This is a genomic window from Mesorhizobium sp. M0152, assembly GCF_040322415.1.
Classification (GTDB): Bacteria; Pseudomonadota; Alphaproteobacteria; order Rhizobiales; family Rhizobiaceae; genus Mesorhizobium.
Window position 1 is genome coordinate 25,793 of sequence record NZ_JAMYTH010000024.1, and the last position, 20,085, is coordinate 45,877.

22 protein-coding genes are annotated in these 20,085 nt (G+C 62.3%); 8 read left to right on the forward strand and 14 right to left on the reverse strand.

The features are described 5' to 3' along the window. Nucleotides 1-22 precede the first annotated feature (22 nt). The 7 genes from NKJ26_RS22270 (at nucleotide 23) to NKJ26_RS22300 (ending at nucleotide 8,125) form a co-directional block, all read left to right on the forward strand. Nucleotides 23-1,255 carry a hypothetical protein gene (locus NKJ26_RS22270; protein ID WP_352697143.1) on the forward strand — a complete coding sequence of 411 codons (1,233 nt, stop codon included), beginning with the start codon at nucleotides 23-25 and terminating at the stop codon, nucleotides 1,253-1,255. Between the two features lie 174 nt (nucleotides 1,256-1,429). Next, nucleotides 1,430-3,991, forward strand: a complete 2,562-nt coding sequence (locus tag NKJ26_RS22275) for a GcvT family protein (RefSeq protein WP_352697145.1) — start codon at nucleotides 1,430-1,432, stop codon at nucleotides 3,989-3,991. A gap of 83 nt (nucleotides 3,992-4,074) precedes the next feature. Next, entirely contained in the window at nucleotides 4,075-4,923 is an 849-nt protein-coding gene (locus NKJ26_RS22280) for a DUF1194 domain-containing protein (protein ID WP_352697147.1), read from the forward strand. 103 nt (nucleotides 4,924-5,026) lie between these two features. Then, the gene (locus NKJ26_RS22285) at nucleotides 5,027-5,371 is read left to right on the forward strand and encodes a peptidase inhibitor family I36 protein (protein ID WP_352597938.1); all 345 of its coding nucleotides are present in this window, start codon (nucleotides 5,027-5,029) and stop codon (nucleotides 5,369-5,371) included. 160 nt (nucleotides 5,372-5,531) lie between these two features. Continuing rightward, entirely contained in the window at nucleotides 5,532-6,482 is a 951-nt protein-coding gene (locus tag NKJ26_RS22290; RefSeq protein WP_027026044.1) for an ABC transporter substrate-binding protein, read from the forward strand. 90 nt (nucleotides 6,483-6,572) lie between these two features. Further along, nucleotides 6,573-7,346, forward strand: coding sequence for an ABC transporter permease (locus NKJ26_RS22295; protein ID WP_027026045.1), 774 nt, complete (start codon nucleotides 6,573-6,575; stop codon nucleotides 7,344-7,346). Continuing rightward, a complete protein-coding gene (locus NKJ26_RS22300) occupies nucleotides 7,343-8,125 on the forward strand; it encodes an ABC transporter ATP-binding protein (protein WP_352597941.1) in 783 nt (260 codons plus the stop codon). The genes NKJ26_RS22295 and NKJ26_RS22300 overlap by 4 nt, the downstream gene beginning before the upstream one ends. A 10-nt stretch (nucleotides 8,126-8,135) precedes the next feature. Here the strand turns inward: NKJ26_RS22300 and NKJ26_RS22305 are convergent, their stop codons facing one another. The 4 genes from NKJ26_RS22305 to NKJ26_RS22320 all read right to left on the reverse strand — a co-directional run bounded on the left by NKJ26_RS22305 (nucleotide 8,136) and on the right by NKJ26_RS22320 (nucleotide 10,265). Further along, on the reverse strand, nucleotides 8,136-8,393 hold the full coding sequence (locus NKJ26_RS22305) for a type II toxin-antitoxin system TacA family antitoxin (protein ID WP_352597942.1): 258 nt from the start codon (nucleotides 8,391-8,393) through the stop codon (nucleotides 8,136-8,138). Beyond that, the gene (locus NKJ26_RS22310; RefSeq protein ID WP_352598054.1) at nucleotides 8,321-9,259 is read right to left on the reverse strand and encodes a GlxA family transcriptional regulator; all 939 of its coding nucleotides are present in this window, start codon (nucleotides 9,257-9,259) and stop codon (nucleotides 8,321-8,323) included. The genes NKJ26_RS22305 and NKJ26_RS22310 overlap by 73 nt, the downstream gene beginning before the upstream one ends. A 345-nt stretch (nucleotides 9,260-9,604) precedes the next feature. Then, a complete protein-coding gene (locus NKJ26_RS22315; RefSeq protein ID WP_013894968.1) occupies nucleotides 9,605-9,739 on the reverse strand; it encodes a hypothetical protein in 135 nt (44 codons plus the stop codon). A 340-nt stretch (nucleotides 9,740-10,079) separates the two neighbouring features. Beyond that, on the reverse strand, nucleotides 10,080-10,265 hold the full coding sequence (locus NKJ26_RS22320; RefSeq protein WP_352597943.1) for a hypothetical protein: 186 nt from the start codon (nucleotides 10,263-10,265) through the stop codon (nucleotides 10,080-10,082). Nucleotides 10,266-10,479: 214 nt separating this feature from the next. On the opposite strand from NKJ26_RS22320, the gene NKJ26_RS22325 reads away from it, so the two are divergent. Further along, on the forward strand, nucleotides 10,480-11,379 hold the full coding sequence (locus NKJ26_RS22325) for a LysR substrate-binding domain-containing protein (protein ID WP_352597944.1): 900 nt from the start codon (nucleotides 10,480-10,482) through the stop codon (nucleotides 11,377-11,379). 21 nt (nucleotides 11,380-11,400) lie between these two features. Here NKJ26_RS22325 and NKJ26_RS22330 read toward each other — a convergent pair whose 3' ends face one another. The 10 genes from NKJ26_RS22330 to NKJ26_RS22375 form a co-directional block, all read right to left on the reverse strand. Continuing rightward, a complete protein-coding gene (locus NKJ26_RS22330; RefSeq protein WP_352697150.1) occupies nucleotides 11,401-12,348 on the reverse strand; it encodes an alpha/beta hydrolase in 948 nt (315 codons plus the stop codon). Between the two features lie 237 nt (nucleotides 12,349-12,585). Then, nucleotides 12,586-12,771, reverse strand: a complete 186-nt coding sequence (locus tag NKJ26_RS22335) for a hypothetical protein (RefSeq protein ID WP_352697152.1) — start codon at nucleotides 12,769-12,771, stop codon at nucleotides 12,586-12,588. Between the two features lie 284 nt (nucleotides 12,772-13,055). After that, nucleotides 13,056-15,146, reverse strand: coding sequence for an ASKHA domain-containing protein (locus NKJ26_RS22340; RefSeq protein WP_502903171.1), 2,091 nt, complete (start codon nucleotides 15,144-15,146; stop codon nucleotides 13,056-13,058). A 9-nt stretch (nucleotides 15,147-15,155) separates the two neighbouring features. Beyond that, nucleotides 15,156-16,130: a methyltetrahydrofolate cobalamin methyltransferase gene (locus NKJ26_RS22345; protein WP_352697154.1), complete on the reverse strand. Its 975-nt coding sequence runs from the start codon at nucleotides 16,128-16,130 to the stop codon at nucleotides 15,156-15,158. Between the two features lie 80 nt (nucleotides 16,131-16,210). Beyond that, complete coding sequence (locus NKJ26_RS22350) at nucleotides 16,211-17,302, reverse strand: methylenetetrahydrofolate reductase (RefSeq protein ID WP_352697156.1); 1,092 nt, start codon at nucleotides 17,300-17,302, stop codon at nucleotides 16,211-16,213. After that, nucleotides 17,299-17,922, reverse strand: coding sequence for a methylenetetrahydrofolate reductase C-terminal domain-containing protein (locus NKJ26_RS22355; protein WP_352697158.1), 624 nt, complete (start codon nucleotides 17,920-17,922; stop codon nucleotides 17,299-17,301). Before NKJ26_RS22355 ends, NKJ26_RS22350 begins: the two co-directional genes overlap by 4 nt. Further along, nucleotides 17,915-18,217, reverse strand: a complete 303-nt coding sequence (locus NKJ26_RS22360; protein ID WP_027026056.1) for a virulence factor — start codon at nucleotides 18,215-18,217, stop codon at nucleotides 17,915-17,917. The genes NKJ26_RS22355 and NKJ26_RS22360 overlap by 8 nt, the downstream gene beginning before the upstream one ends. 145 nt (nucleotides 18,218-18,362) lie before the next feature. After that, the gene (locus NKJ26_RS22365; RefSeq protein ID WP_352697160.1) at nucleotides 18,363-18,875 is read right to left on the reverse strand and encodes a GNAT family N-acetyltransferase; all 513 of its coding nucleotides are present in this window, start codon (nucleotides 18,873-18,875) and stop codon (nucleotides 18,363-18,365) included. After that, nucleotides 18,863-19,120 (reverse strand): type II toxin-antitoxin system TacA family antitoxin, encoded by a 258-nt coding sequence (locus tag NKJ26_RS22370; RefSeq protein WP_352697162.1) that lies wholly within the window; start codon nucleotides 19,118-19,120, stop codon nucleotides 18,863-18,865. The genes NKJ26_RS22365 and NKJ26_RS22370 overlap by 13 nt, the downstream gene beginning before the upstream one ends. 80 nt (nucleotides 19,121-19,200) lie before the next feature. Continuing rightward, nucleotides 19,201-19,983 carry a formyl transferase gene (locus NKJ26_RS22375; protein ID WP_352697164.1) on the reverse strand — a complete coding sequence of 261 codons (783 nt, stop codon included), beginning with the start codon at nucleotides 19,981-19,983 and terminating at the stop codon, nucleotides 19,201-19,203. Nucleotides 19,984-20,085: the final 102 nt, after the last annotated feature.

Consider the following 20,085-nt stretch of genomic DNA (forward strand, 5'->3'; position numbering starts at 1 on the left):
GCGAAGGTCGCTGAGCAAGACCATGCTGACCAAGTCTCCCCTAGCGAAAAACCAACTCGACCGGCTCACCGAGGCCGGTCTGGCGTGGGGCGAGGGAACTTACGCGCGGTTGGCGGCTCCGATCGGCGCGGCCACCTTCGCGCTCTACATTCTGTTGACGGCGTTCACAGCGTGGGTAATGCCTGACGCCAACTGGGACATGCTGCCTTATCTCGCCATTGCCGAGGAAGGCACCTATCCCGATGCGCAGGCGCTGCACGACTATGCTTACAACACCGTCAAATCAGGCGTTTCCGCCAGCGACTACAAGACGCTGACCGACGATGGCGGTGGCTACCGCAGCCACATGACGGAAAACGCCGCCGATTTCCATTCGCTGCTCGGCATGTACCGGATCAAGTTCCTCTATGCCGAGATCCTGTCGACGATGAGTTCGGTGATGTCGCCGGTCGAGGCGATGCGGGTCGTCTCCGTGTTCTCGGTGCTGTTGTTCGGCGCGATTACGCTGCTTTGGCTGCGCTCGGAGAAGGCATTGGAGTTGGCGCCGGTGCTCGGCGCCGTGCTGATCATGGCCGGTTTCGGCGATGCGGCGCGTGCCTCATCACCCGATCTGTTATGTTCGGCGCTGTTGCTCGGTGGGCTCTATGCCTATGTCCGCGGCCGCGAGGTGGTAACGGCCATCCTCCTCTTCCTCGCCTTCATAGTGCGGCCCGACAATATTGTTTTCCTTGCGGTTTTCGCCGTACTGCTGGTCGCGTTCCGGCAGCGGGCATGGGGCGCGCTGGCCGGTTTTGCCGCGTCCTTCGTCGCCTATTTCGCCATTTCGCACTGGGCCCATCATCCCGGCTGGTGGCCGCATCTGTGGTTCTCCAGCATCGAGCAGCACTACAATATGGACGGCTTCGAGCCAGCATTCTCCGTCAGCGCCTATCTCAGGGCATTTGCCACATCGCTGCTTCGTGCCGTGAATCTGAACAGCTGGGTGGGCGTATCGGTGCTGGCGCTGGCCGGCTGGTTTGCCGCCGCCCGTGCCGGATTCCACCTCGACCGGCGCGCCGGCATCCTGTTTGCGGCGCTGGTGCTCGGCGCGCTGGCGAAGTTCGCCGTTTTCCCGATCCACGACACGCGCATCTATTTCCCGCACCTGATCCCGCCCTTCCTGCTGCTGGCGCCGCCGTTCATGGCGCTGTGGGCAACACTGGTGCGCGGGCAGCATCGCGCCGCCTTGCAAATGATTCCTGGAGACAGGCAATGAGTTCGCTATCCAGCCTGGCACGTATCGCCTTAGCGTTTTCCTGATCCATATCGGGTCGCGCCGCACCTGTGGCGTGTCGCAAACAGGCGGTAGCGCGGTGTCCGCCGCCTGCATATTGTGCGCCGATCAAACGGGCGCCGACGCTGCCCGCAATAGCATCTGGAGTCGCGGGCAATGGCAGAGTTTCCGAAAAAGGCGAAGGTCGTCATCGTTGGCCTGGGCGGCATCGTTGGCGCGTCGATCGCTCATCATCTGATCGAGCGTGGCTGGGACGACATTGTCGGCATCGACAAATCAGGAATTCCGACCGATATCGGCTCGACCGCGCACGCTTCCGACTTCTGCTACACGACCAGCCATGATTTCCTGTCGTGCTGGACGACACTTTATTCCATCGATTTCTACGAGAAGATGGGCCATTACGCGCGCATCGGCGGCCTTGAAGTCGCACGCGTCGGCGATGATGGCCGCATGGACGAGATCAAGCGCAAGATCGCCTCGGCGAAGGCTTTTGGCACGCGAGCGCGTCTGATCGAGCCGGCCGAGATCAAGGAAAAATTTCCGCTGATCGAAGAAGAGATCGTGCAGGGCGGCCTGTGGGACCCCGATGCCGGTCTTGTCATCCCGCGCTCGCAGACCGTCGCCGGCAAGTTGGTCGACCAGGCCGAAGCCTCGGGCAAACTGCGGTCCTTTGCCAACACGCCGGCCCGATCGCTCGTGGTCAAGGACGGCCGCATCACTGGCGTGGTGACCGACCGTGGCACGATCGAGGCCGACTATGTCGTCGTCTGCGCCGGCATATGGGGCCGGCTGATCGCGGAAATGGTGGGCGAGGACCTGCCGGTGATGCCGATCGACCATCCGCTGACTTTCTTCGGCCCCTACAACGAGTTCGCCGGCACCGGCAAGGAGATCGGCTGGCCGCTGCTGCGAGACCAAGGCAACTCGGCCTATATGCGCGATACCGGCGACCCCAAGACCGCCGAGGGCGGCCAGATCGAATGGGGCTATTACGAAGAGACCAATCCGCGCCTTTGCCATCCGCGCGATCTGCTGGAGAAGGACCAGGCGCGGCTTTCGCCGTCGCAACGCGACCTCGACATGGAGCAGATCCTGGCGCCGCTGGAGCGCGCCATGGAACTGACGCCGATCCTGGGCGAACTCGGCTACAACGAGAGCCATTCCTTCAACGGCCTGCTGCAGGTGACTGCGGATGGCGGCCCGTCCATGGGTGAGAGCCAGAAGGTGAGGGGGCTCTGGTATGCCGTCGCCATCTGGGTCAAGGACGGTCCCGGCATGGGCAAGCTGATCGCCGACTGGATGACCGACGGCCGCACGGCCATCGACCATCACGCCATCGACTATGCGCGCTTCTATCCGCACCAGACGAAGGAGCAGTTCATCTGGGATCGCTGCACCGAGACGGCGATGAAGGTCTACAATCCGGCGGTGCATCCGCGCGAGCCGTTCTCCAAGGCCCGCAACATCAGGCGCTCGCCGTTCTGGGAGCGGGAGAAGGAACTCGGCGGTTATTTCATGGAACTGGGCGGCTGGGAGCGCGCCCATGGCTACGCCGCCAACGAGCACCTGCTGGAGAAATACGCCAACCGGGTGCCGGTGCGCGAGAACGAGTGGGACAACCGCCATTTCTGGCGCGTCTCCAATGCCGAACACCTGGCGATGAGCGAGGATTGCGGCATCGTCAACCTGTCGCATTTCGCCATGTACGACATCGAAGGTCCGGATCATGTGGCGTTGCTGGAATGGCTGTGCGCGGCCAAGATCGGCGGCGACAACAACATCGGCAAGGGCATCTACACCCACTTCCTCGACGAGGAGGGCATGGTGCGCGCCGACTTTACGGTCATCCGCATGGCCGACCGCTGCCGTTTGATCGACGGGGCGGACGCCGGCCCGCGCGACTTCCAGTACATGCGCCGCACGGCGCAGGACAAAGGCTTTGATGTCACGATCACGGATGTGACCGAGAAATTCGTTACCATCGGCATCTGGGGTCCGAATGCACGAGCGACCTTGCAGAAGGTTGTCGAGAATCCGGACGGGCTGTCGCTCGAAAACTTCCCGTTCGCGGCGATCAAGCCGGTCAGGATCGGCGGCAAGGATGTCACCGCCTTCCGCATCTCCTATGTCGGCGAGCAAGGCTGGGAATTGCATATGCGCTACGACGACGGCCTGGCCGTCTGGGATGCGTTGCGTTCGACCGGCGTCATGCCCTTCGGCGTCGAGACCTATGCCAATACCCGCCGCATGGAAAAGAGCCTGCGCCTGCAGAACGCCGACCTGCTGACCGAGTACAATCTGCTCGAAGCCGATCTTGCACGTCCGAAGGTCAAGGAGAACGACTTTTGCGGCAAGGCCAAGCATCTGGAATACCGCGCCCGCGAGCACCAGCCGGCTATGCTGTGCACGCTGGTGATGACCGAAAACACCGATTCCAAGGGCGTGGCGCGCTATCCGGTGGGCACGATGCCGGTGCTGGATCCCGCCACCGGCGAGACGCTGGTCGACGAGCTCGGCCGCCGCTCCTTCACCACGTCGATGGCCTATGGTCCGACCATCGGCAAGAACATAGCGCTCGCCTACCTGCCGTGGGCCTATGCCCAGGAAGGCCGCAAGCTCGCCATCGAGTATTTCGGCGAGACGTACCCTGTCGAAGTCGCGGCTGTCGGCTACAAGCCACTCTACGACCCGGAGAACCTCAAGCCACGTAGCTGAGGCAGCAGGATTGTGATGAGAAGCCCGGCGCCTGGTCGGCCTTTTCTCTTTGTCGACCGGCTGTTTTCGCTTACCGTTGCGTCATGTCTGCTTTTTCCCGTGCGAGACATGTCCTGTCGGGCGCCGCCGCGCTGGCGCTGATGCTCTGTTCGGCGCCGGCCGCCCAGGCGGACGAGCCGGTCGATGTCGAACTGGTGCTGGCCGTCGATGTGTCGCTGTCGATGTCGCCTGACGAGCTCGAGATCCAGCGTCGCGGCTATGCGGCGGCATTGACGCACGACAATGTGCTGCGGGCTATCGCAGACGGCGCCTATGGCAAGATCGCCGTCACCTATGTCGAGTGGGCCGGCACCAGTTGGCAGCGCGTCATCGTGCCGTGGACGGTGATCGCCAGCCGCGCCGATGCGGAGCGGGTGGTCGCGCAATTGTCGGCGCAGCCGCCCAACAGTGCTCGGCGCACGTCGATCTCGGGCGCGCTGGAGTTCGGCAGCGATCTCTTCGCCGAAAGCGGCTACCAGGGGACGAAGCAGGTCATCGATATTTCGGGCGATGGTCCCAACAACCAGGGCGCGCCGGTCGATCTCACCCGCGACGGGCTGGTCAAGCAAGGCATCGTCATCAACGGCCTGCCGCTGATGACCCGAGGCGGCTTCACCAGTGCCTACGATGTCAACGATCTCGACCGCTATTACAGCGACTGCGTCATTGGCGGCCCCGGCGCCTTCATGATCCCGGTCAACGACTGGACGCAATTTCCCGAGGCGATCCGCCGCAAACTGGTGCTGGAACTGGCCGGCCCGGCCTCGCCGCAATGGGCGGCCGAGGAGGCTGCGCATCCGCCGGTTGTGCTGGCGCAGAACACGCCCGCCAGCGACTGCCTGGTCGGCGAGAAAATGTGGCGCAACCGCAGCTGGATGTTCGACAGCCGCTAGACCACTCCTGTTGCCACGGCTTGCTTCGCTGCCCGCAGCAGTGGCAAAGTGGTGCAATCCGCGCGAGGGGTAGGGCGCCGCGGTCGAACAGAGGAAACACCAGATGAAACGCCTTGTCATCCTCACTGCCGTCGCGTCCGTGCTCTGCGTCGAGGGCGCCAGCGCCCAGTACAACGATGAGCCCGCCTGTGTCCTGTTCGAGCACGCGAACTTTCGCGGGCGGTCGCTGGAAATGGGGGCCGACGATGCCGTCAATTTTCGCGGCGGTCAGTTCTGGAACGACCGCGTGTCGTCGGTCTTCGTTCGCCGGGGCTGCACCCTCGTTGCGTATGAGGATTCCCGCAGGGGAGGTCGCTCGATCGAGATCAGGCGCAGGGTCCGTGATTTCGGCGGCAGCGACTGGAACGATCGCATTTCGTCGGCCGAGTGCTATTGCGACGAGTACTGAGGCGTCCTTGGATTTCAGGCATCTGCGTTTCCGCGCCTGGTCGGCGATCGTTTGTATGTCGCCGGCCAGTTTGCCGTCCGCCTCACTATGCTGTTGATTGACAAGCCGATTGGCGTCTGTGAACAATTCCCCATTCAAGAAAACAATAAGGGGAACCGACATGAACAGGATCGCCGCTTTCACCGCGACATTGACGCTTGCCGCCGGCTTGTCCGCACCGGTCATGGCCGCAACATCGGTCACCATCGGCATCAGCGGCTGGACCGGCTTTGCGCCGCTAACGCTTGCCAAGCAGGCCGGCATCTTCGAGAAGCACGGCCTCGATGTGACCTTGAAGAAGGTGCCACAAGCGAGCCGGCCGCTCGCCATCGCCAGCGGCGATCTGCAGTGCGCTGCCACCACCGTCGAGACCTGGCTGGTGTGGAACGCCAGCGGGGTCACAACCAAGCAGATATTCCAGCTCGACAAATCCTATGGCGCCGACGGCATTGTCGCCCGCAACGACATCAAGACCGTCGCCGATCTCAAAGGCAAGAACGTCGCGTCTTCGGCGCCGGGCACTTCGCCTTATTTCATGCTGGCCTGGGTGCTGAACAAGAACGGCATGTCGACCAAGGATGTGACAGTCGTCAATCTCGAACCGGACGCGGCGGCGCAAGCTTTCCTTGCCGGCCAGAACGATGCCGCCGTCACCTACGAGCCGTTCATCTCGGCCGTGCGCGGCAAGGCCGATCAGGGCCATATCCTGGCGACCACGCTCGACTATCCGATGGTTCTCGACACGGTCGGCTGCACGCCGGAATTCCTCAAGGCCAATCCCGACGCCGCCAAGGCGCTTGCCGACAGTTATTTCGATGCGCTCGACCTGATCAAGAGCGATCCGCAGAAATCCTATGAGATCATGGGCGCCGACGTGAAGCAGTCGGCCAAGGAGTTCGAGGATTCGGCGAAGTACCTGAAATGGGCCGACAGGGCGGAGAACAAGCAGTTCTTCACCAAGGAGTTCCAGGACTTTTCCAAGACCGCCGGCGAGCTTCTCTTGCAGATGGGGCTGATCAAGGAAGCGCCAGATGTCGCCACGCTGGCCGACACCAGCGCGGTGTCGAACTGACGTTTCGGCCTTTGGCCATCATGCAGCGGTGCCTGGTGCCGCTGCCTTCTCCTGGACGAGAGACGATTTGAAGATGGGGACGATTTGAAGATGCGCCCCTTGCATCCAGTCTCGCCGGGCATCCGAACCGCGCTCGGCATCTCCTTCTTCGTGCTGTTCGTCGCCTTCTGGGCGTGGATCACGCTCGGCGGCCACGTCAACCGCATCTTCCTCGCCGATCCTCTGTCGATGCTGCGCGACGGCTGGCGGTTGCTGGTCGAAGACCGTTTCTGGCTCGACATTTTGATCACCATCTGGCGCGTTTTCGGCGGTTTCGTGCTGGCGTCCGTGGTCGCCGTGCCGCTCGGCATCGCGATGGGCGCCTGGAAACCGGTGGAGGCGTTTCTGGAGCCATTCGTCTCCTTCGCCCGCTACCTGCCGGCCTCGGCCTTCATTCCATTGCTCATCCTGTGGGCGGGCATCGGCGAACTGGAGAAACTGCTCGTCATCTTCGTCGGTTCGGTGTTCCAGATCATCCTGATCATCGCGGTCAAGGTGGGTTCCACGCGGCGCGACCTGGTCGAAGCCGCCTATACGCTGGGCTCGACCAGCAATGGCATCGTCAAACGGGTGATCATGCCGGCCAATGCGCCCGAAATCGCCGAGACGCTCCGGCTGGTGCTCGGCTGGGCGTGGACCTATGTCATCGTCGCCGAGCTGATCGGCTCGTCGTCTGGCATCGGCTACATGATCATCAACAGCCAGTCGCGGCTGGCCACGGGGCAGATCATCTTCGGCATCATCGTGATCGGGCTGATCGGGCTTTTATCCGATTTCGCCTTCAAGGCATTCAACCGCTGGCTCTTTCCCTGGAGCCTGGCGTGAGCAAGCTTCTCATCGAAGGCGTTTCGCGGACTTTCGCCGGCGTGCGCGGCGGGCAGCCGGTAAACGCCCTGATGCCGATCGATCTGGCGGTCGCGGCCAACGACTTCATCACCATTCTGGGGCCATCCGGTTGCGGGAAGTCGACATTGCTTAGAATCGTCGCCGGCCTTGAGGCGCAGAGCGAAGGCCGCGTGCTGCTCGACGGCAGGCCGGTGACCCGGCCTGGGCCGGACCGCGGCATGGTCTTTCAGTCCTACACGCTGTTTCCGTGGCTGACGGTCGCCGAGAATATCGCCTTCGGCCTGCGCGAACGCGGCATGGCCGAGCGCGAACGCGGTGAAATCGTGGCTTCCTATGTCGATCTCGTCGGGCTGAAGGGGTTCGAGAACCACTGGCCGAAGCAGCTTTCCGGCGGCATGCAGCAGCGCACGGCGATCGCGCGAGCGCTGGCCAACGATCCCGAGATCCTGTTGCTGGACGAGCCATTCGGCGCCCTCGACAACCAGACCCGCGGGCTGATGCAGGAGCTTTTGCTCGGCATTTGGGAACGGCGCAAGAAGACGGTTCTGTTCGTCACCCACGACATCGAGGAAGCGATCTTCATGGCCTCGCGGGTGGTCGTGATGACGGCGCGGCCCGGCCGCATCAAATCGGATGTCGGCATCGACCTGCCGCACCCGCGCCATTACACGCTGAAGACAAGTCCGGAATTCTCGGCGCTGAAGGCGCGGCTCACGGAAGATATCCGCGTCGAAGCGATGCACACGGCGCAGGCGTAGTTAGATCGACTCACACTGAATGGCGATCGGAAAAGATGCTCGGCTCGCTCAACAGGCGCTTTAGGCTTGGGAGATCACGCGTCGGAGCATCCAGCGCGGCCATGAACGCAGCCCATTTTTCCGCATCGAGACGGAAGCTGCGCCGGTCAGCCAGTTTTTCGGATCGGGTCGTGCTCGTACTCACGTGACACCTAATTACGCCGCCAGCAACTGCTTGCGGTCGACGCGCTCCTGTTGCGGCGAGCGGGCATAGAGCTCGCGGTAGCACTTGGAGAAGTGCGAGGCCGAGACGAAGCCGCAGGCGACAGCCACCTCGACCACCGGCATCGACGACTGGATCAGCAGGTGCCTGGCGCGGTCGAGCCGGATTTCCAGATAGTAGCGGGCAGGGGAGCGTCCCATCTCGGTGCGGAACAGCCGCTCGATCTGGCGGCGCGACAGGTCGACATGATCGGCGATCTCGATCAGCGAGAGCGGCTCGGACAGGTTGCCTTCCATCAGTTCGATGATGGTCAGCACTTTCGAGTTCTGCACGCCAAGGCGCGCCCGCAATGGCAGGCGCTGGCGGTCGGTCGGGCTGCGCACGCGGTCGGTCAGCACCTGTTCGCACACACGGTTGACGAGGTTCTCGTCGAAATCGTCGCCGATCAGTTTCAGCATCATGTCGAGCGCCGCGGTGCCACCGGCGCATGTATAGACATTCTGGTCGATCTCGAAGAGGTCGGCGAAGACATTGGCTTTCGGGAACGCTTCGGAAAAGCCCGGCAGGTTCTCCCAATGTATGGCGCAACGCTTGTTGGACAGGAGCCCGGCGGCGGCAAGGATGTGCGCGCCGGTGCACAGGCCGCCGACGGCAACGCCGCGATTATACTCCTCGCGCAGCCAGGCGAAGGCCGACTTGTTCTGGTAGCGCTCGACATTGATGCCGCTGCACACGATAGCCATGTTCGGCCGGTCTGGGCCGGCCATCTTCTTGCGCTCCTCCTCCAGCGACGTGTTGACCGCGCATTCGACGCCGTTAGAGGCACGCACCGGCTTGCCGTCAATGCTGGCGAGGCGCCAGCAATAGGCCTCGTAACCAAGCATGCGGTTGGCCGAGCGCAATGGGTCTAGCGCGGTCGCAAAAGCGATCATGGTGAAGTCGGGAATAAGGAAGAACACAAACGATCGCTTGATCGGATGCTTTACGACGACGTTCAACGGAACCTCACGCTGCCATGACGCGAACAGGATGTCGCGAATAGCATAGCGACATCAGGAAAAACCATGCCTGTCAATCGGCTATGCTGCCAGAAGGAGATTAAATTTGCGACATGGGTCGCAAATGGGCAATTGGCGAGCAGCAAGCTTGCGGCGTGGCCTCCATTTGTCCATCGAACGGGCAAAACGCGTGGCGGCAAAACAAAACGCCGCCTTGGCTGAGCCGGGCGGCGTTGCAGTTTTGAAGCAGCGGCAGGGAGCGCTGCCCGGAAAAAATCTTCAGGCGACGAAGCCGAGGCGAGCCGCAGCCATGGCGCCGGTCTGGCCGGGCATGGTGTTGGCAAGGCGCTGACGCTCGAGAGCGGTCGTCAGGTTCATTTCGCGGCGGGCAAAGAGGCGTGCAAAAAGCTTCATAAATCATCTCCATTTGTTGCTCAGACGGGTCGCCTTCGCTTGATGGAGTGGGGCAGCTCGTTTGCTGCCGGTGATATAGGCTTGTGTGAGAAGGAACTAAATCGCAAATGCGAAGCGCTTGATATGAAAAGCGACACCGAATGCGACAAAATTGGGCAAGCTGCTCTAAATTTACAGTTGTTTACAGCGCCTTAGGTCAAAATTTGAGCGCTATGCGACTTGCTCATATGCGTCATGCAGCAGGAACATAGCTCTGAATGTCGTTTGCATGCAGATAAAATAGAGAAGGCCTGCCGGGCGGTTTTTGCGCGGCAGGCCTTCAGCGTTTGGTACACACGATCTACTTTGCTCCAGCCCAGGATCCAACGCCATTGCGGGTACCGATCTTGGCGTCGGAAACTTCAGGCCAGCCGATATCCTTCTGCAGCTCGATCGGCAGGGAACGGATGGCGCGTTCGGTCTGGTAGCGGGTGCGGGCCGCGCTGAATTCGGTCGCGATGCGGCCGAGGGACGACAGGATAGACATCTTCTCTCTCCTTGGATGCCGGCAAATGCGGCAATTGGGTTACGTCGGGTCTGTTTCAGCTTCACTACTTGTCGATCGCAGGTCTGTGTCGTGGTCGTTTCGTGGTCACTTTCGGCACGCCTGCCTCGATGGAGTTGACTATCCTCCCAATCTGATGTTCAATCAAACGAAATGGAATGATGCTTTGTATCAGAAAAATTGAAGGCCGATTGCCATGAACGCTCCACTCAATCATCCGTTGCCGCTGCTTGATCTCGACGTTTTGCGTACTTTCGTGGCGATTGCCGAAACCGGCAGCTTCACCACTGCCGCCAATGCGGTGTTCCGCACGCCGTCGGCTGTTTCCATGCAGATCAAGAAGCTGGAGGACATTCTCGGCCGCTCCGTGTTCGCGCGCGACGCCCGTTCGGTGACATTGACCACGGATGGCGAAATGCTGCTCGGCTATGCCCGGCGCCTGTTGTCGATCAACCGTGAGGTGGTGTCGAAGTTCATCATTCCCGACATTGTCGGCGTCGTGCGGCTCGGCTCGCCGGATGACTATGGCGAGCGCGTGCTGCCGCATGTGCTGAAGCGTTTCGCGCAATCGCATCCGTCGATCGCCGTCGACGTCACCATCGACCAGAGCAGCAATTTGCGCCGGCGCATGGACGACCGGGCACTCGACATCACGCTGCTGACCAACTCCTACAAGACCAGCGCGCTCGGGGCCGAAGTACTGTTGACCGAGCCGATCGTCTGGGCCGGCGCCAAGGGCGGCTGCGCGCATATGCGCGAGCCCTTGCCGGTGTCGCTGTGGGAAGAGGGCTGCGCCTGGCGTGCCGGGGCGCTCGAAGCGCTAGGCCGCGAGGGCCGCAACTACCGTATCGCCTATATGAGCGCGCATACCGCCGGCCAGCGCGCGGCGATCATGTCCGATCTCGCCGTGGCGCCGCTGCCGAAATCCTTCCTCGGCAACGACATGGTCGAGCTCTGCCCGAAGGACGGCATGCCCGACATCGGCACCTACAACCTTGCCATGGTGGTGGCGCCGGACGCCAGCGCGCCGGTCAAGGCCGTCGCCGACCACATCCGCGCCACCTTCGAACTGTTCCGGGAAACCGGCAAGTTCTGATCCGGACCTGAAATCGAAGCGCTACTGCGCCGCTTCGGCGGAGGGCGCTTCGAGGCTCTTGTCCGCGCCGACCGGCGAGTGGCCCTCGCCAAGGAACGCCACGATGCGCTCGCGTGCACGTCGCGATTCCGGCATGTCGATCAGCGGCCAGACGTGGAACATGCCTTCCTCATGGACCAACTCCACCTCGACGCCGGCGTCACGCGCCTTTTGCGCAAAGATCAGATTGTCGGGGGTGAGCAGATCGCGAGAGCCGGTCAAAAGCAGCGTTTTCGGCAGCACCGACAGGTCGCCGTAGACAGGGCTGATGTGCCAGTCGGATGGATCCATTCCGGCGCTGTAGAGCCGGATCGCCTCGCGTCCGCCGGCAATGCCCAGCCAGGGATCGTCGCGTTCGGCCTCGAACACCGCTGGGTTCGCCAGCGAAACGTCGAGGCCCGGTGAAATCAGCACATGGTGCGACGGCAAGGGCAGGCCCTCTTCGGCAGCCATCATGGTCAGCACCACGGCCATGTTGCCGCCAGCGGAATCGCCCATGAAGATGATGTCCTCGGCTTCCGTGTCATCGAGCATCTGGCGGTAGATCTTGCCGACCATGCCGAACATGGCGTGGAAATCATATTCGGGAGCGATGGGATAGATCGGCACCGTAACGGCATAGCCCAATCGGTCGGCCATGTCGGCAATCAGGTGCCAGTGGTAGGGCGTGATCTCGAAGACATAGGCGCCGCCATGCAAATAGAGAATCCGCCTCCGCTCACCGGCCCTGGGAGCGATTTCGTAGACCGGAAAGCCATCGACGGTGCGCGTTTCGATGGCGAAGCGCTGGTTGAGCGAGGCCGGTGGGCGGTGGTCCTCGGTCTTGCGCGCGGCAGCGATCCAGCGCTGCAGGTTTTCCGGGCTGGCAAATGCCTTCTTGCGGCTATACCTGAGCACCAAGGACACGAGGTGGCTTTTAAAACTTGGCATGCGGATACACGAACTTCGGCTGGAGCCGACTAAGAGTACCTCCACTTCTACGAAGATCGTGCCCCGGTTCGAAATGTCAAGATTTAGGCCCGCCTAAAGCGTCAACCGCTCCGCAATGCCCTGAGGCTGGTCAGCGCCGCGGCAGAAGTGCTACGCGCAATCGGCTGCTGCCCCTCGCCGAGCCCGCATGCGGGGCCCGGCGTCTGGTGAGCAGCTTGCATTTGTCGGCGAATGTCATCAGCGCCCCGTGCCCAGAAGCAGCGAGGCAAGCGCTGCCTGTGGATCGTTCGGCGGCGATGCCGGCCAGCCGATGTCCTTCTGGACATGCGCCGGCAGGCTGTTCAACGCCCGGATCGACTTTCTCCGGTCATGGGCAATCTTGATGGCCGCACCGTAGCGGCCGAGGCTTTCGAACATCGACATTGATCTCTCCCTTGGAGCGCTTATGGCGGCAGATTTCTGCCCGCCGTTCAATGTCGGTTGAATGCGCCTGCCATGTATCTGGCCGATTTCACGAAACCAGCGTTTTGGTTTCTGGATCGGGCGATCCGGAAACATTTGCATGCAAATGAAATTAGACAGACGGCAGGGCTGTCGCTCATCCGCCTCCTGGCACCTTCTCCCAGTATGGTGACGTGGTGAAGCGCCAGGCAGGACGATGCATTGGTGGAAAACACGGCATCAGATGACGCGCATCTGGATCCTTGCTATCCCCGGCCGCGGCGGGCGGCATGGCCTTCGCGCGAACGCCGGCGTGGTGCCGCGTCGCCGGCGACACCGTCCTCGCTGACGGTCTTGCGTGGCGGCAGTTTTACCGCCGCCGATAGTTTCGGGAACGGATCGACCTTGTTGGGCAGCGCCATGGCGTAAACGAAATGCTCCTGGAATTTCGGCTCCAGCGCCGTCTCGATCTTTTCGATCTTGCTGACCGTGTCCTCGATCTCGCGGCGATAGCCGCGGTTGAGCAGCGCCATGCGGGCGCCGGCGCCGGCGGCATTGCCGACGGCCGAAACCTTGTCGAGGTCGCAATCGGGGATCAGGCCCAGCACCATGGCGTATTTCGGATCGATGAAGGAGCCGAAGGCGCCGGCGAAATGGATCCGGTCGACATGCTCCGTATTCTGCTTTTCCATCAAAAGCTTGGTGCCGGCATAGAGCGCTGCCTTGGCGAGCTGGATGGCGCGCACGTCGGTCTGGGTGATGGTGATCTTCGGCCCATCTTCCTTCAATGCGGCGGAGCCTTCCTTCAGCACATAGGAGAAGGTGCGGCCGTTGGCGACGACCCGCGGCGAGCGCATGCCGAGCGATCCGTCGACGACGCCGTCTTCCGAGATGATGCCGGCGAGATACATCTCAGCCACCACCTCGATGATGCCGGAGCCGCAAATGCCGGTGACACCGGTCGCCTGCACGCTGTCGATGAAGCCCGGCTCGTCGGACCAAAGCTCCGATCCGATGACGCGGTATTTCGGCTCCAGCGTGTCCGGGTCGATGCGCACGCGCTCGATGGCGCCGGGCGCGGCGCGCTGGCCGCCGGAGATTTCCGCGCCCTCGAAGGCCGGGCCGGTGGGCGAGGAGGCCGCCACGACGCGCTTGCGATTGCCGAGCACGATCTCGGCGTTGGTGCCGACGTCGACGATCAGCATCATCTCGTCCTGGCGGTGCGGACCTTCCGACAGCGTGACGGCCGCCGCATCGGCGCCGACATGGCCGGCGATGCAAGGCAGCATGTAGAGCCGCGCGCCTTGGTTGAGCTTCAGGCCGATGTCGGACGCCTTGATGTGCACCGCGCCCGAGACCGCCAGCGCGAAGGGCGCGCCGCCGAGTTCCGTCGGATCGATACCGAGAAACAAATGGTGCATGATCGGATTGCCGACGAAGACGGAATCCAGAATGTCGTTGCGCTGGACATTGCCTTCGGCGCAGACCTTGTCGACGAGACCGGAGATCGCCTCGCGCACGGCGACCGTCATGCCTTCGCGGCCATCCGGGTTCATCATCACATAGGAGACGCGGCTCATCAGATCCTCGCCGAAGCGGATCTGCGGGTTCGAGGTGCCGGACGAGGCGGCGACGCGGCCGGACAGCAGCGACACCAGATGCATGGCGATGGTGGTCGAGCCGATATCGCAGGCCAACCCATAGGCCTCGTTCTTCAGGCCCGGCCACAAAGCGATGACGCGCGCGGTCTCCGAGTCGGCATCCTTGTAGATTGCGGCGGTCGCGGTCCAGTTGCCCTTGCGGAGAATGCCCTGCACCTGAGGCAGAAGATGAAAATCGAAGTCGAGGCTCTTGAGATTCCAGTCCTTCATCAGCGCGATCTTGAGGCGGTCGAGATCGCCTGATGGATTGTGCATGTCGGGCTCTTCGATCTCGACATAGCACATGCGGATCGCCGCATCGCGGGCGATCACCCTGGTGTCGGCGTCCTTGCGGATGGTCTGGGCGTTGATGACCGTATCCTGCGGCACGTCGATGACGAGGTCGCCGAGGATCTGGGTCGAGCAGGAGAGGCGGCGCCGTTCGGGCAGCCCGCGCACGCGTTCGTAACGCTCTTCCTTGGGACCCTTGGGCGAGATGTGGTCGTTGGAGGAGACGATCTTGTGCTTGGCGAAATTGCCTTCCTGCACTTCGACCTGGCAGCGTCCGCAGGTGGCGCGTCCGCCGCAGACACTTTCGACGTAGACGCCGAGCTGGCGCGCCGCGTCCAGAACCGGCGTGCCGACAGGAAACCGTCCGCGCTTGCCCGACGGCATGAACAGCACGAGTGGATCGGTTATGTTGGCAGGTGAATTCACGATTACGCTTTATCCTCGAGCCATCCGGGCTTCACGGCCGCCGCGACGGCGACCACCATTGCCGCCGCCTTCACCGGGCGCGTTGACAGCGGTAGGTGCCGCGACCGCGTGGCCGCCTTCGGCCGGCTTGTAGTCCTTGTAGGTCCTGATCCAGTTGGTGCAGTTCTCGTCGGTGCCGTTCAGCACGTTGGCGCCGCGCACGGCTTCCATCTCCTGCGGACGCACCGGGTTCATGATGGCCGATGTCATGCCGGCGCCGATGACCATCGGGATGAAGGCGGCATTGATGCCATGGCGATGCGGCAGGCCGAAGGAGATGTTGGACAGGCCGCAGGTGGTGTTGACCTTGAGCTCTTCGCGCAAGCGCCGCAGCAAGGCAAACACCTGGCGGCCGGCATCGCCCAGTGCGCCGATGGGCATGACCAGCGGATCGACGACCACGTCATACGCCGGAATGCCGAAATCGGCGCAGCGCTGCACGATCTTCTTGGCGACGGCGAAACGCACGTCCGGATCCATCGAAATGCCGGTCTCGTCATTGGAGATCGCAACGACCGGCACATTGTACTTCTTGACCAGCGGCAGGATGGCTTCGAGCTTCTCCTCCTCGCCGGTGACGGAGTTGACCAGCGGGCGGCCCTTGGCGACCTTCAGCGCCGCCTCGATCGCGGCGGTGACCGAACTGTCGATCGACAGCGGCAGGTCGACCAGGCCCTGCACGATCTCCAGCGTCTGCACCAAGAGGCCGGGTTCGGTTTCATTCGGGTTGACCGAGGTGACGCCTGCATTGACGTCGAGCATGGTGGCGCCGCAGGCCGCCTGTTCCAGCGCATCCTTGATGACGGTCTCGAAATTGCCGGCGATCATCTCTGCGGCCAACTTCTTGCGACCGGTCGGGTTGATGCGTTCGCCGATCACGCAGAAGGGCTGGTCGAAGCCGATGATGATCTCTCGTGTCGCCGAGGCGACGATGGTCCGGGTCATGAAATCTCTCCTCGTGATATAAAGAGTTCTTTATATCGTTATCTCTTGTCGATCAAGTGAATGATGGCTCGCCGCGCCGGTCAATGCGCGGTCTTCACCATGTCCACCTGAGTTTCGGTAATCTCGTCGTGCAATATGTGGTCGAGCCGGTCGGCGACCATCTGGTCATCGCGACGGATCTCACGTTTCCAGGGTTGGCGGCCCTTGAGCACGCCCGATTCATCGACGATCTCGGCGACATATTCCTCCTGGCGGTAGGCCATCACATGGATGCCCGAGACGCCGGGGATTTCCTTCACCTCGTTGATGATGTCGATGCAGAGCTGCTTGCCTTCCTTCTTCTGGTCCTGGGCGCCTTCCAGCCGCTTGACGATGGCGTCCGGGATATGGATGCCGGGCACGTTGGAGCGGATCCACTTGGCGGTCTTGGCCGAGGCGAGCGGGCCCACGCCACACAGGACGAACACCTTTTCGGTGTGGCCGAGATCGCGTGCCTTCTGCATGAAGGTTTTGAACATCGGCACGTCGAAACAGTACTGCGTCTGGATGAACTGCGCGCCGGCGGCGATCTTCTTGCCGAGGTGGATCGGGCGGAAGTCGAAGGGCGGCGCGAATGGATTGACGGCGGCGCCGAGGAACAGCTGCGGCGGTGTGGTGAGCTTGCGGCCCGACAGGAACTTGCCGTTGTCGCGCATGATGCGGATGGTCTCCAGCAGCGACATGGAATCGAGGTCGAATACCGGCTTGGCGCCGGGCTGGTCGCCGGCCTGGACGCCGTCGCCGGTCAGGCACAGCATGTTGGCAACACCCATTGCCGCGCCGCCCAGAACATCGCCCTGGATGGCGATGCGGTTCCTGTCGCGGCAGGCGATCTGCATGATCGGTGCATAGCCCATGCGGGTGAGCAGCGCACAGATGCCGACCGAGGACATGTGGCAGTTGGCGCCCGACGCATCGACGGCGTTAATGGCGTCGACCCAGCCGTCGAAGATCTTCGCCCTGTTGTAGACATCCTCGGGGTCGGCGCTGTCGGGTGGGTTGAGTTCGGTGGTGACGGCGAATTCACCACGCCGCAGCACGCGCTCGAGCCGGCCGCGCGAGGTATGGCCGGGCAAGGGATCGAGCGGCAGATGAATGCCGGCCGGGTTCTCGTCAAGCTGGCGGGCGCTCATGCCGCGGCTCCGGTCTTGGCATTGGCCGCCGCTTCGCGGGCGGCTGCCGCCTGCGCGGTGACGCGCAGCCAGGCGGAGGTTTCGCGCAGCGACTGATCGACCGGTTTTTGCACGGCCAGGATCCTGTCGCCGTGCACCATGTTCTGCGAGCCTTCCCAGGCCTTGACCCAGACGCAAGGCATATCGGGCTCGACCTCGCAATTGCCGTTGGCGCGCACGCCGCCGCAGGGGCCGTTGCGCAGTTGCTTGGGGCAGTTCATCGGGCATGACATGCCGGTCGAGGACAATATGCACTGGCCGCACATGCGGCAGTCGAACATGAAGCCCTTGACGCGCTTCTCGACGAACTTCACCGGCGCCTCGACGCGGCCATAGCCGATGCCCTTCCACAAGGGATGCAGCAGCAGGAAGGTGTCGGCGAAACGGGCGTAGAACCATTCGAGCAGGCGCGAGTGCCTGATCGACCACAGCCTGACCGCGAAGGTGCGCTGCACGCGCCGCTGCGGCGACACGTCGGCCGGCTTGTAGTCGGATTTCGGCGCCGCCTTCTTGACCAGCGTGGCCTGGGTAACCGGCTGGGTGACCGCTGGGCTATCCTTGGCCGGAATAGTTTCAGACATTTTCTTTGCCGCCCGCCTTGACGAGAGCGATCAGCCGCTCGCGGTCATATTTCGTGTCGATATCCTGGAATGCCTTTTCGACCTCGGCTTCGAGATCGTCGCCGACCGGAACCGGATCGGCCTTGCGCCATTCGGCGAGATAGTCGTCGGTGCCGCCGGCACCGGTGCGCATGGCGCACATGTCGATCGCCTCGGTGAAGCGCAGCGGCAGTTCGCGCTTGGCGTTCTGCCGGCCTTTCCTGACGATGACCTGCGCAGGGATGTCGCGCCAGTAGACGACGATAAGATCGGCCATGAATTCTCGCTCCTCCAAGTTTCGAGCATTGCCGCATGCGCCGTGAAGCCGCTTGTTATGGGACGACGCGCGCGCATTCAAAAGCGACGCATTTGAATGTCGCAAAATGAAAGGCGAAAATCTTCGATTCTTTTGACCTGTGGTTTCATCCTTCGTCGAAGCCGTTTTGCCTCAAATCGGCGATGCGGACGATCATGCTCCGTTTTGGATCGAATGGGAGATCCTGAAAATCGAAGCTGCGGTAAAAGGCTCTCACGCCTTCATCAAGTGGGTGCGTGAGCACGCCGAAGCAACCGATCTCGCTCGAGAAGCGAACGGCTGTCCTGAGCGCGAACCAGAGCAGCGAGCGCCCACAGCCGCGCCCTTGATATTTGCGATCGACGGCAAGTTGGCCAAGCAATATGACGGGAATGGGATCGGGCCGGTTGCGTTGTGCCGGTTTTGGCAAATATGCGCGCTCGATTTGACCGGCGCTTAAAGCAACATAAGCGGCAATATCGCCGTTCGCATCGCATACGACACTCGTGCGCGATATCCCATCTTGCTGATTGCGCAAGGCATAGCGGCGAAGCCAGTTGTTGAGGGACTCGCGGTCGCAATCAAAAGCATCCCTGTCGTCGGCGGCGGCCAGTGGCCGGGGCGGCGTCAATCCTTCCATACAGGCTCTGACGTGGCGAGCCTGCGGAGCGCCGGAAGATGCTTCGGCGGCGACTTCGCCCATTCCTCGAACTTTTCCCAGTCGATCGCGGGGATCGCCACCACGCGCCCGCTCAGCACCTCCATTTCGGCGGCTTCCACGGCTTTTCGCCGAATAAAATCGCTGAGATTGGTGTGAGTCTGTTTGGCGGCTGCTTCAAGAATATCACGCTCGTCGGAGGTGACACGCACGCTGACCGGTCCCATGTTGGACATCGGATTTCCTTTCGCTTCCTGTATGACAATAGCATACGGAAGCTCCGGCTGCCAGCCTCACCAATGCAGCCTCACCAAATGCCGCGACGTAGTCCGGTCCAGAGATAGAACCAGATCGTCGGGTGATACCATTGCCGGGACGGCAGGCCCGGATCGACGGCAGCGAGCTTTCCCGCCAGCACATCCCGGACGGCCTCGACGCAGATGTCGCGCGAGAATGCCGCCTGCCGCAATGCGTAGCTCGTGATGCTGTCGCCCGGTTTCGGCTGGCCGCGCGCCTGTTTCAGCACGGCACCCGTGTCGACGCCGGCATCGACCAGATGCACGGTGGTGCCGAAATTCTGCGGATCGCCCGATATCAGCGCCCAGTAGCCGCCATTCATGCCGCGGTATTTGGGCGTGATTCCGGCGTGATAGTTGATCACCGGGCAGGGCATCCGGGCCAATATGTCCTTCGACAGGAGCCTGCAGCCGTTAAGCAGCACAACGCCAGGCTGGATCTTTTCGATCGCCTTGAGACACTCCGGGCTGTTGGCGGAAGCAACATGGATGATTGCTTGGTCCTGTCGCGGCTCGATATCGAGCTTCTCCTCGGCTATCAGCCGCCTGGCATGGCCGGCGAGGAGCAGCTTGCCAAGCCTGGTCAGCACCATCGTTCCGAGCTGACCGATGGCCTGTAGCCAGCCTTGGCGGCGAGCACGGCCAATCAGCAATTGTTTTTTGGATTCAGGGGTTTCGAGAATGACGCTGACAGGACCGATGCGGTCGGCGATCGCATTGACGATAGCCCAGACATGCGGGCCTCCTCCGGTGACGATCACGATCGGTCGCGGACTGGATTCCGACGCTGCCATCGATCTTGCCCCCTTTCAAGCGACCCGTTGTAGACTGGGCGAATGCTAGGAAGGGCAGGTTAATTCTTGGTGTGCCCAAAACCTGCTTGCCAGCCAATCAAG

What these genes read in the sequence shown, in the direction of transcription:
- NKJ26_RS22270 (WP_352697143.1), top strand. Translation starts at nt 23, where the DNA reads ATGCTGACCAAGTCTCCCCTAGCGAAAAACCAACTCGACCGGCTCACC.
- NKJ26_RS22275 (WP_352697145.1), top strand. Translation starts at nt 1,430, where the DNA reads ATGGCAGAGTTTCCGAAAAAGGCGAAGGTCGTCATCGTTGGCCTGGGC.
- NKJ26_RS22280 (WP_352697147.1), top strand. Translation starts at nt 4,075, where the DNA reads ATGTCTGCTTTTTCCCGTGCGAGACATGTCCTGTCGGGCGCCGCCGCG.
- NKJ26_RS22285 (WP_352597938.1), top strand. Translation starts at nt 5,027, where the DNA reads ATGAAACGCCTTGTCATCCTCACTGCCGTCGCGTCCGTGCTCTGCGTC.
- NKJ26_RS22290 (WP_027026044.1), top strand. Translation starts at nt 5,532, where the DNA reads ATGAACAGGATCGCCGCTTTCACCGCGACATTGACGCTTGCCGCCGGC.
- NKJ26_RS22295 (WP_027026045.1), top strand. Translation starts at nt 6,573, where the DNA reads ATGCGCCCCTTGCATCCAGTCTCGCCGGGCATCCGAACCGCGCTCGGC.
- NKJ26_RS22310 (WP_352598054.1), bottom strand. Translation starts at nt 9,259, where the DNA reads ATGATCGCTTTTGCGACCGCGCTAGACCCATTGCGCTCGGCCAACCGC.
- NKJ26_RS22315 (WP_013894968.1), bottom strand. Translation starts at nt 9,739, where the DNA reads ATGAAGCTTTTTGCACGCCTCTTTGCCCGCCGCGAAATGAACCTGACG.
- NKJ26_RS22320 (WP_352597943.1), bottom strand. Translation starts at nt 10,265, where the DNA reads ATGTCTATCCTGTCGTCCCTCGGCCGCATCGCGACCGAATTCAGCGCG.
- NKJ26_RS22325 (WP_352597944.1), top strand. Translation starts at nt 10,480, where the DNA reads ATGAACGCTCCACTCAATCATCCGTTGCCGCTGCTTGATCTCGACGTT.
- NKJ26_RS22330 (WP_352697150.1), bottom strand. Translation starts at nt 12,348, where the DNA reads ATGCCAAGTTTTAAAAGCCACCTCGTGTCCTTGGTGCTCAGGTATAGC.
- NKJ26_RS22335 (WP_352697152.1), bottom strand. Translation starts at nt 12,771, where the DNA reads ATGTCGATGTTCGAAAGCCTCGGCCGCTACGGTGCGGCCATCAAGATT.
- NKJ26_RS22345 (WP_352697154.1), bottom strand. Translation starts at nt 16,130, where the DNA reads ATGACCCGGACCATCGTCGCCTCGGCGACACGAGAGATCATCATCGGC.
- NKJ26_RS22350 (WP_352697156.1), bottom strand. Translation starts at nt 17,302, where the DNA reads ATGAGCGCCCGCCAGCTTGACGAGAACCCGGCCGGCATTCATCTGCCG.
- NKJ26_RS22355 (WP_352697158.1), bottom strand. Translation starts at nt 17,922, where the DNA reads ATGTCTGAAACTATTCCGGCCAAGGATAGCCCAGCGGTCACCCAGCCG.
- NKJ26_RS22360 (WP_027026056.1), bottom strand. Translation starts at nt 18,217, where the DNA reads ATGGCCGATCTTATCGTCGTCTACTGGCGCGACATCCCTGCGCAGGTC.
- NKJ26_RS22365 (WP_352697160.1), bottom strand. Translation starts at nt 18,875, where the DNA reads ATGGAAGGATTGACGCCGCCCCGGCCACTGGCCGCCGCCGACGACAGG.
- NKJ26_RS22370 (WP_352697162.1), bottom strand. Translation starts at nt 19,120, where the DNA reads ATGGGACCGGTCAGCGTGCGTGTCACCTCCGACGAGCGTGATATTCTT.
- NKJ26_RS22375 (WP_352697164.1), bottom strand. Translation starts at nt 19,983, where the DNA reads ATGGCAGCGTCGGAATCCAGTCCGCGACCGATCGTGATCGTCACCGGA.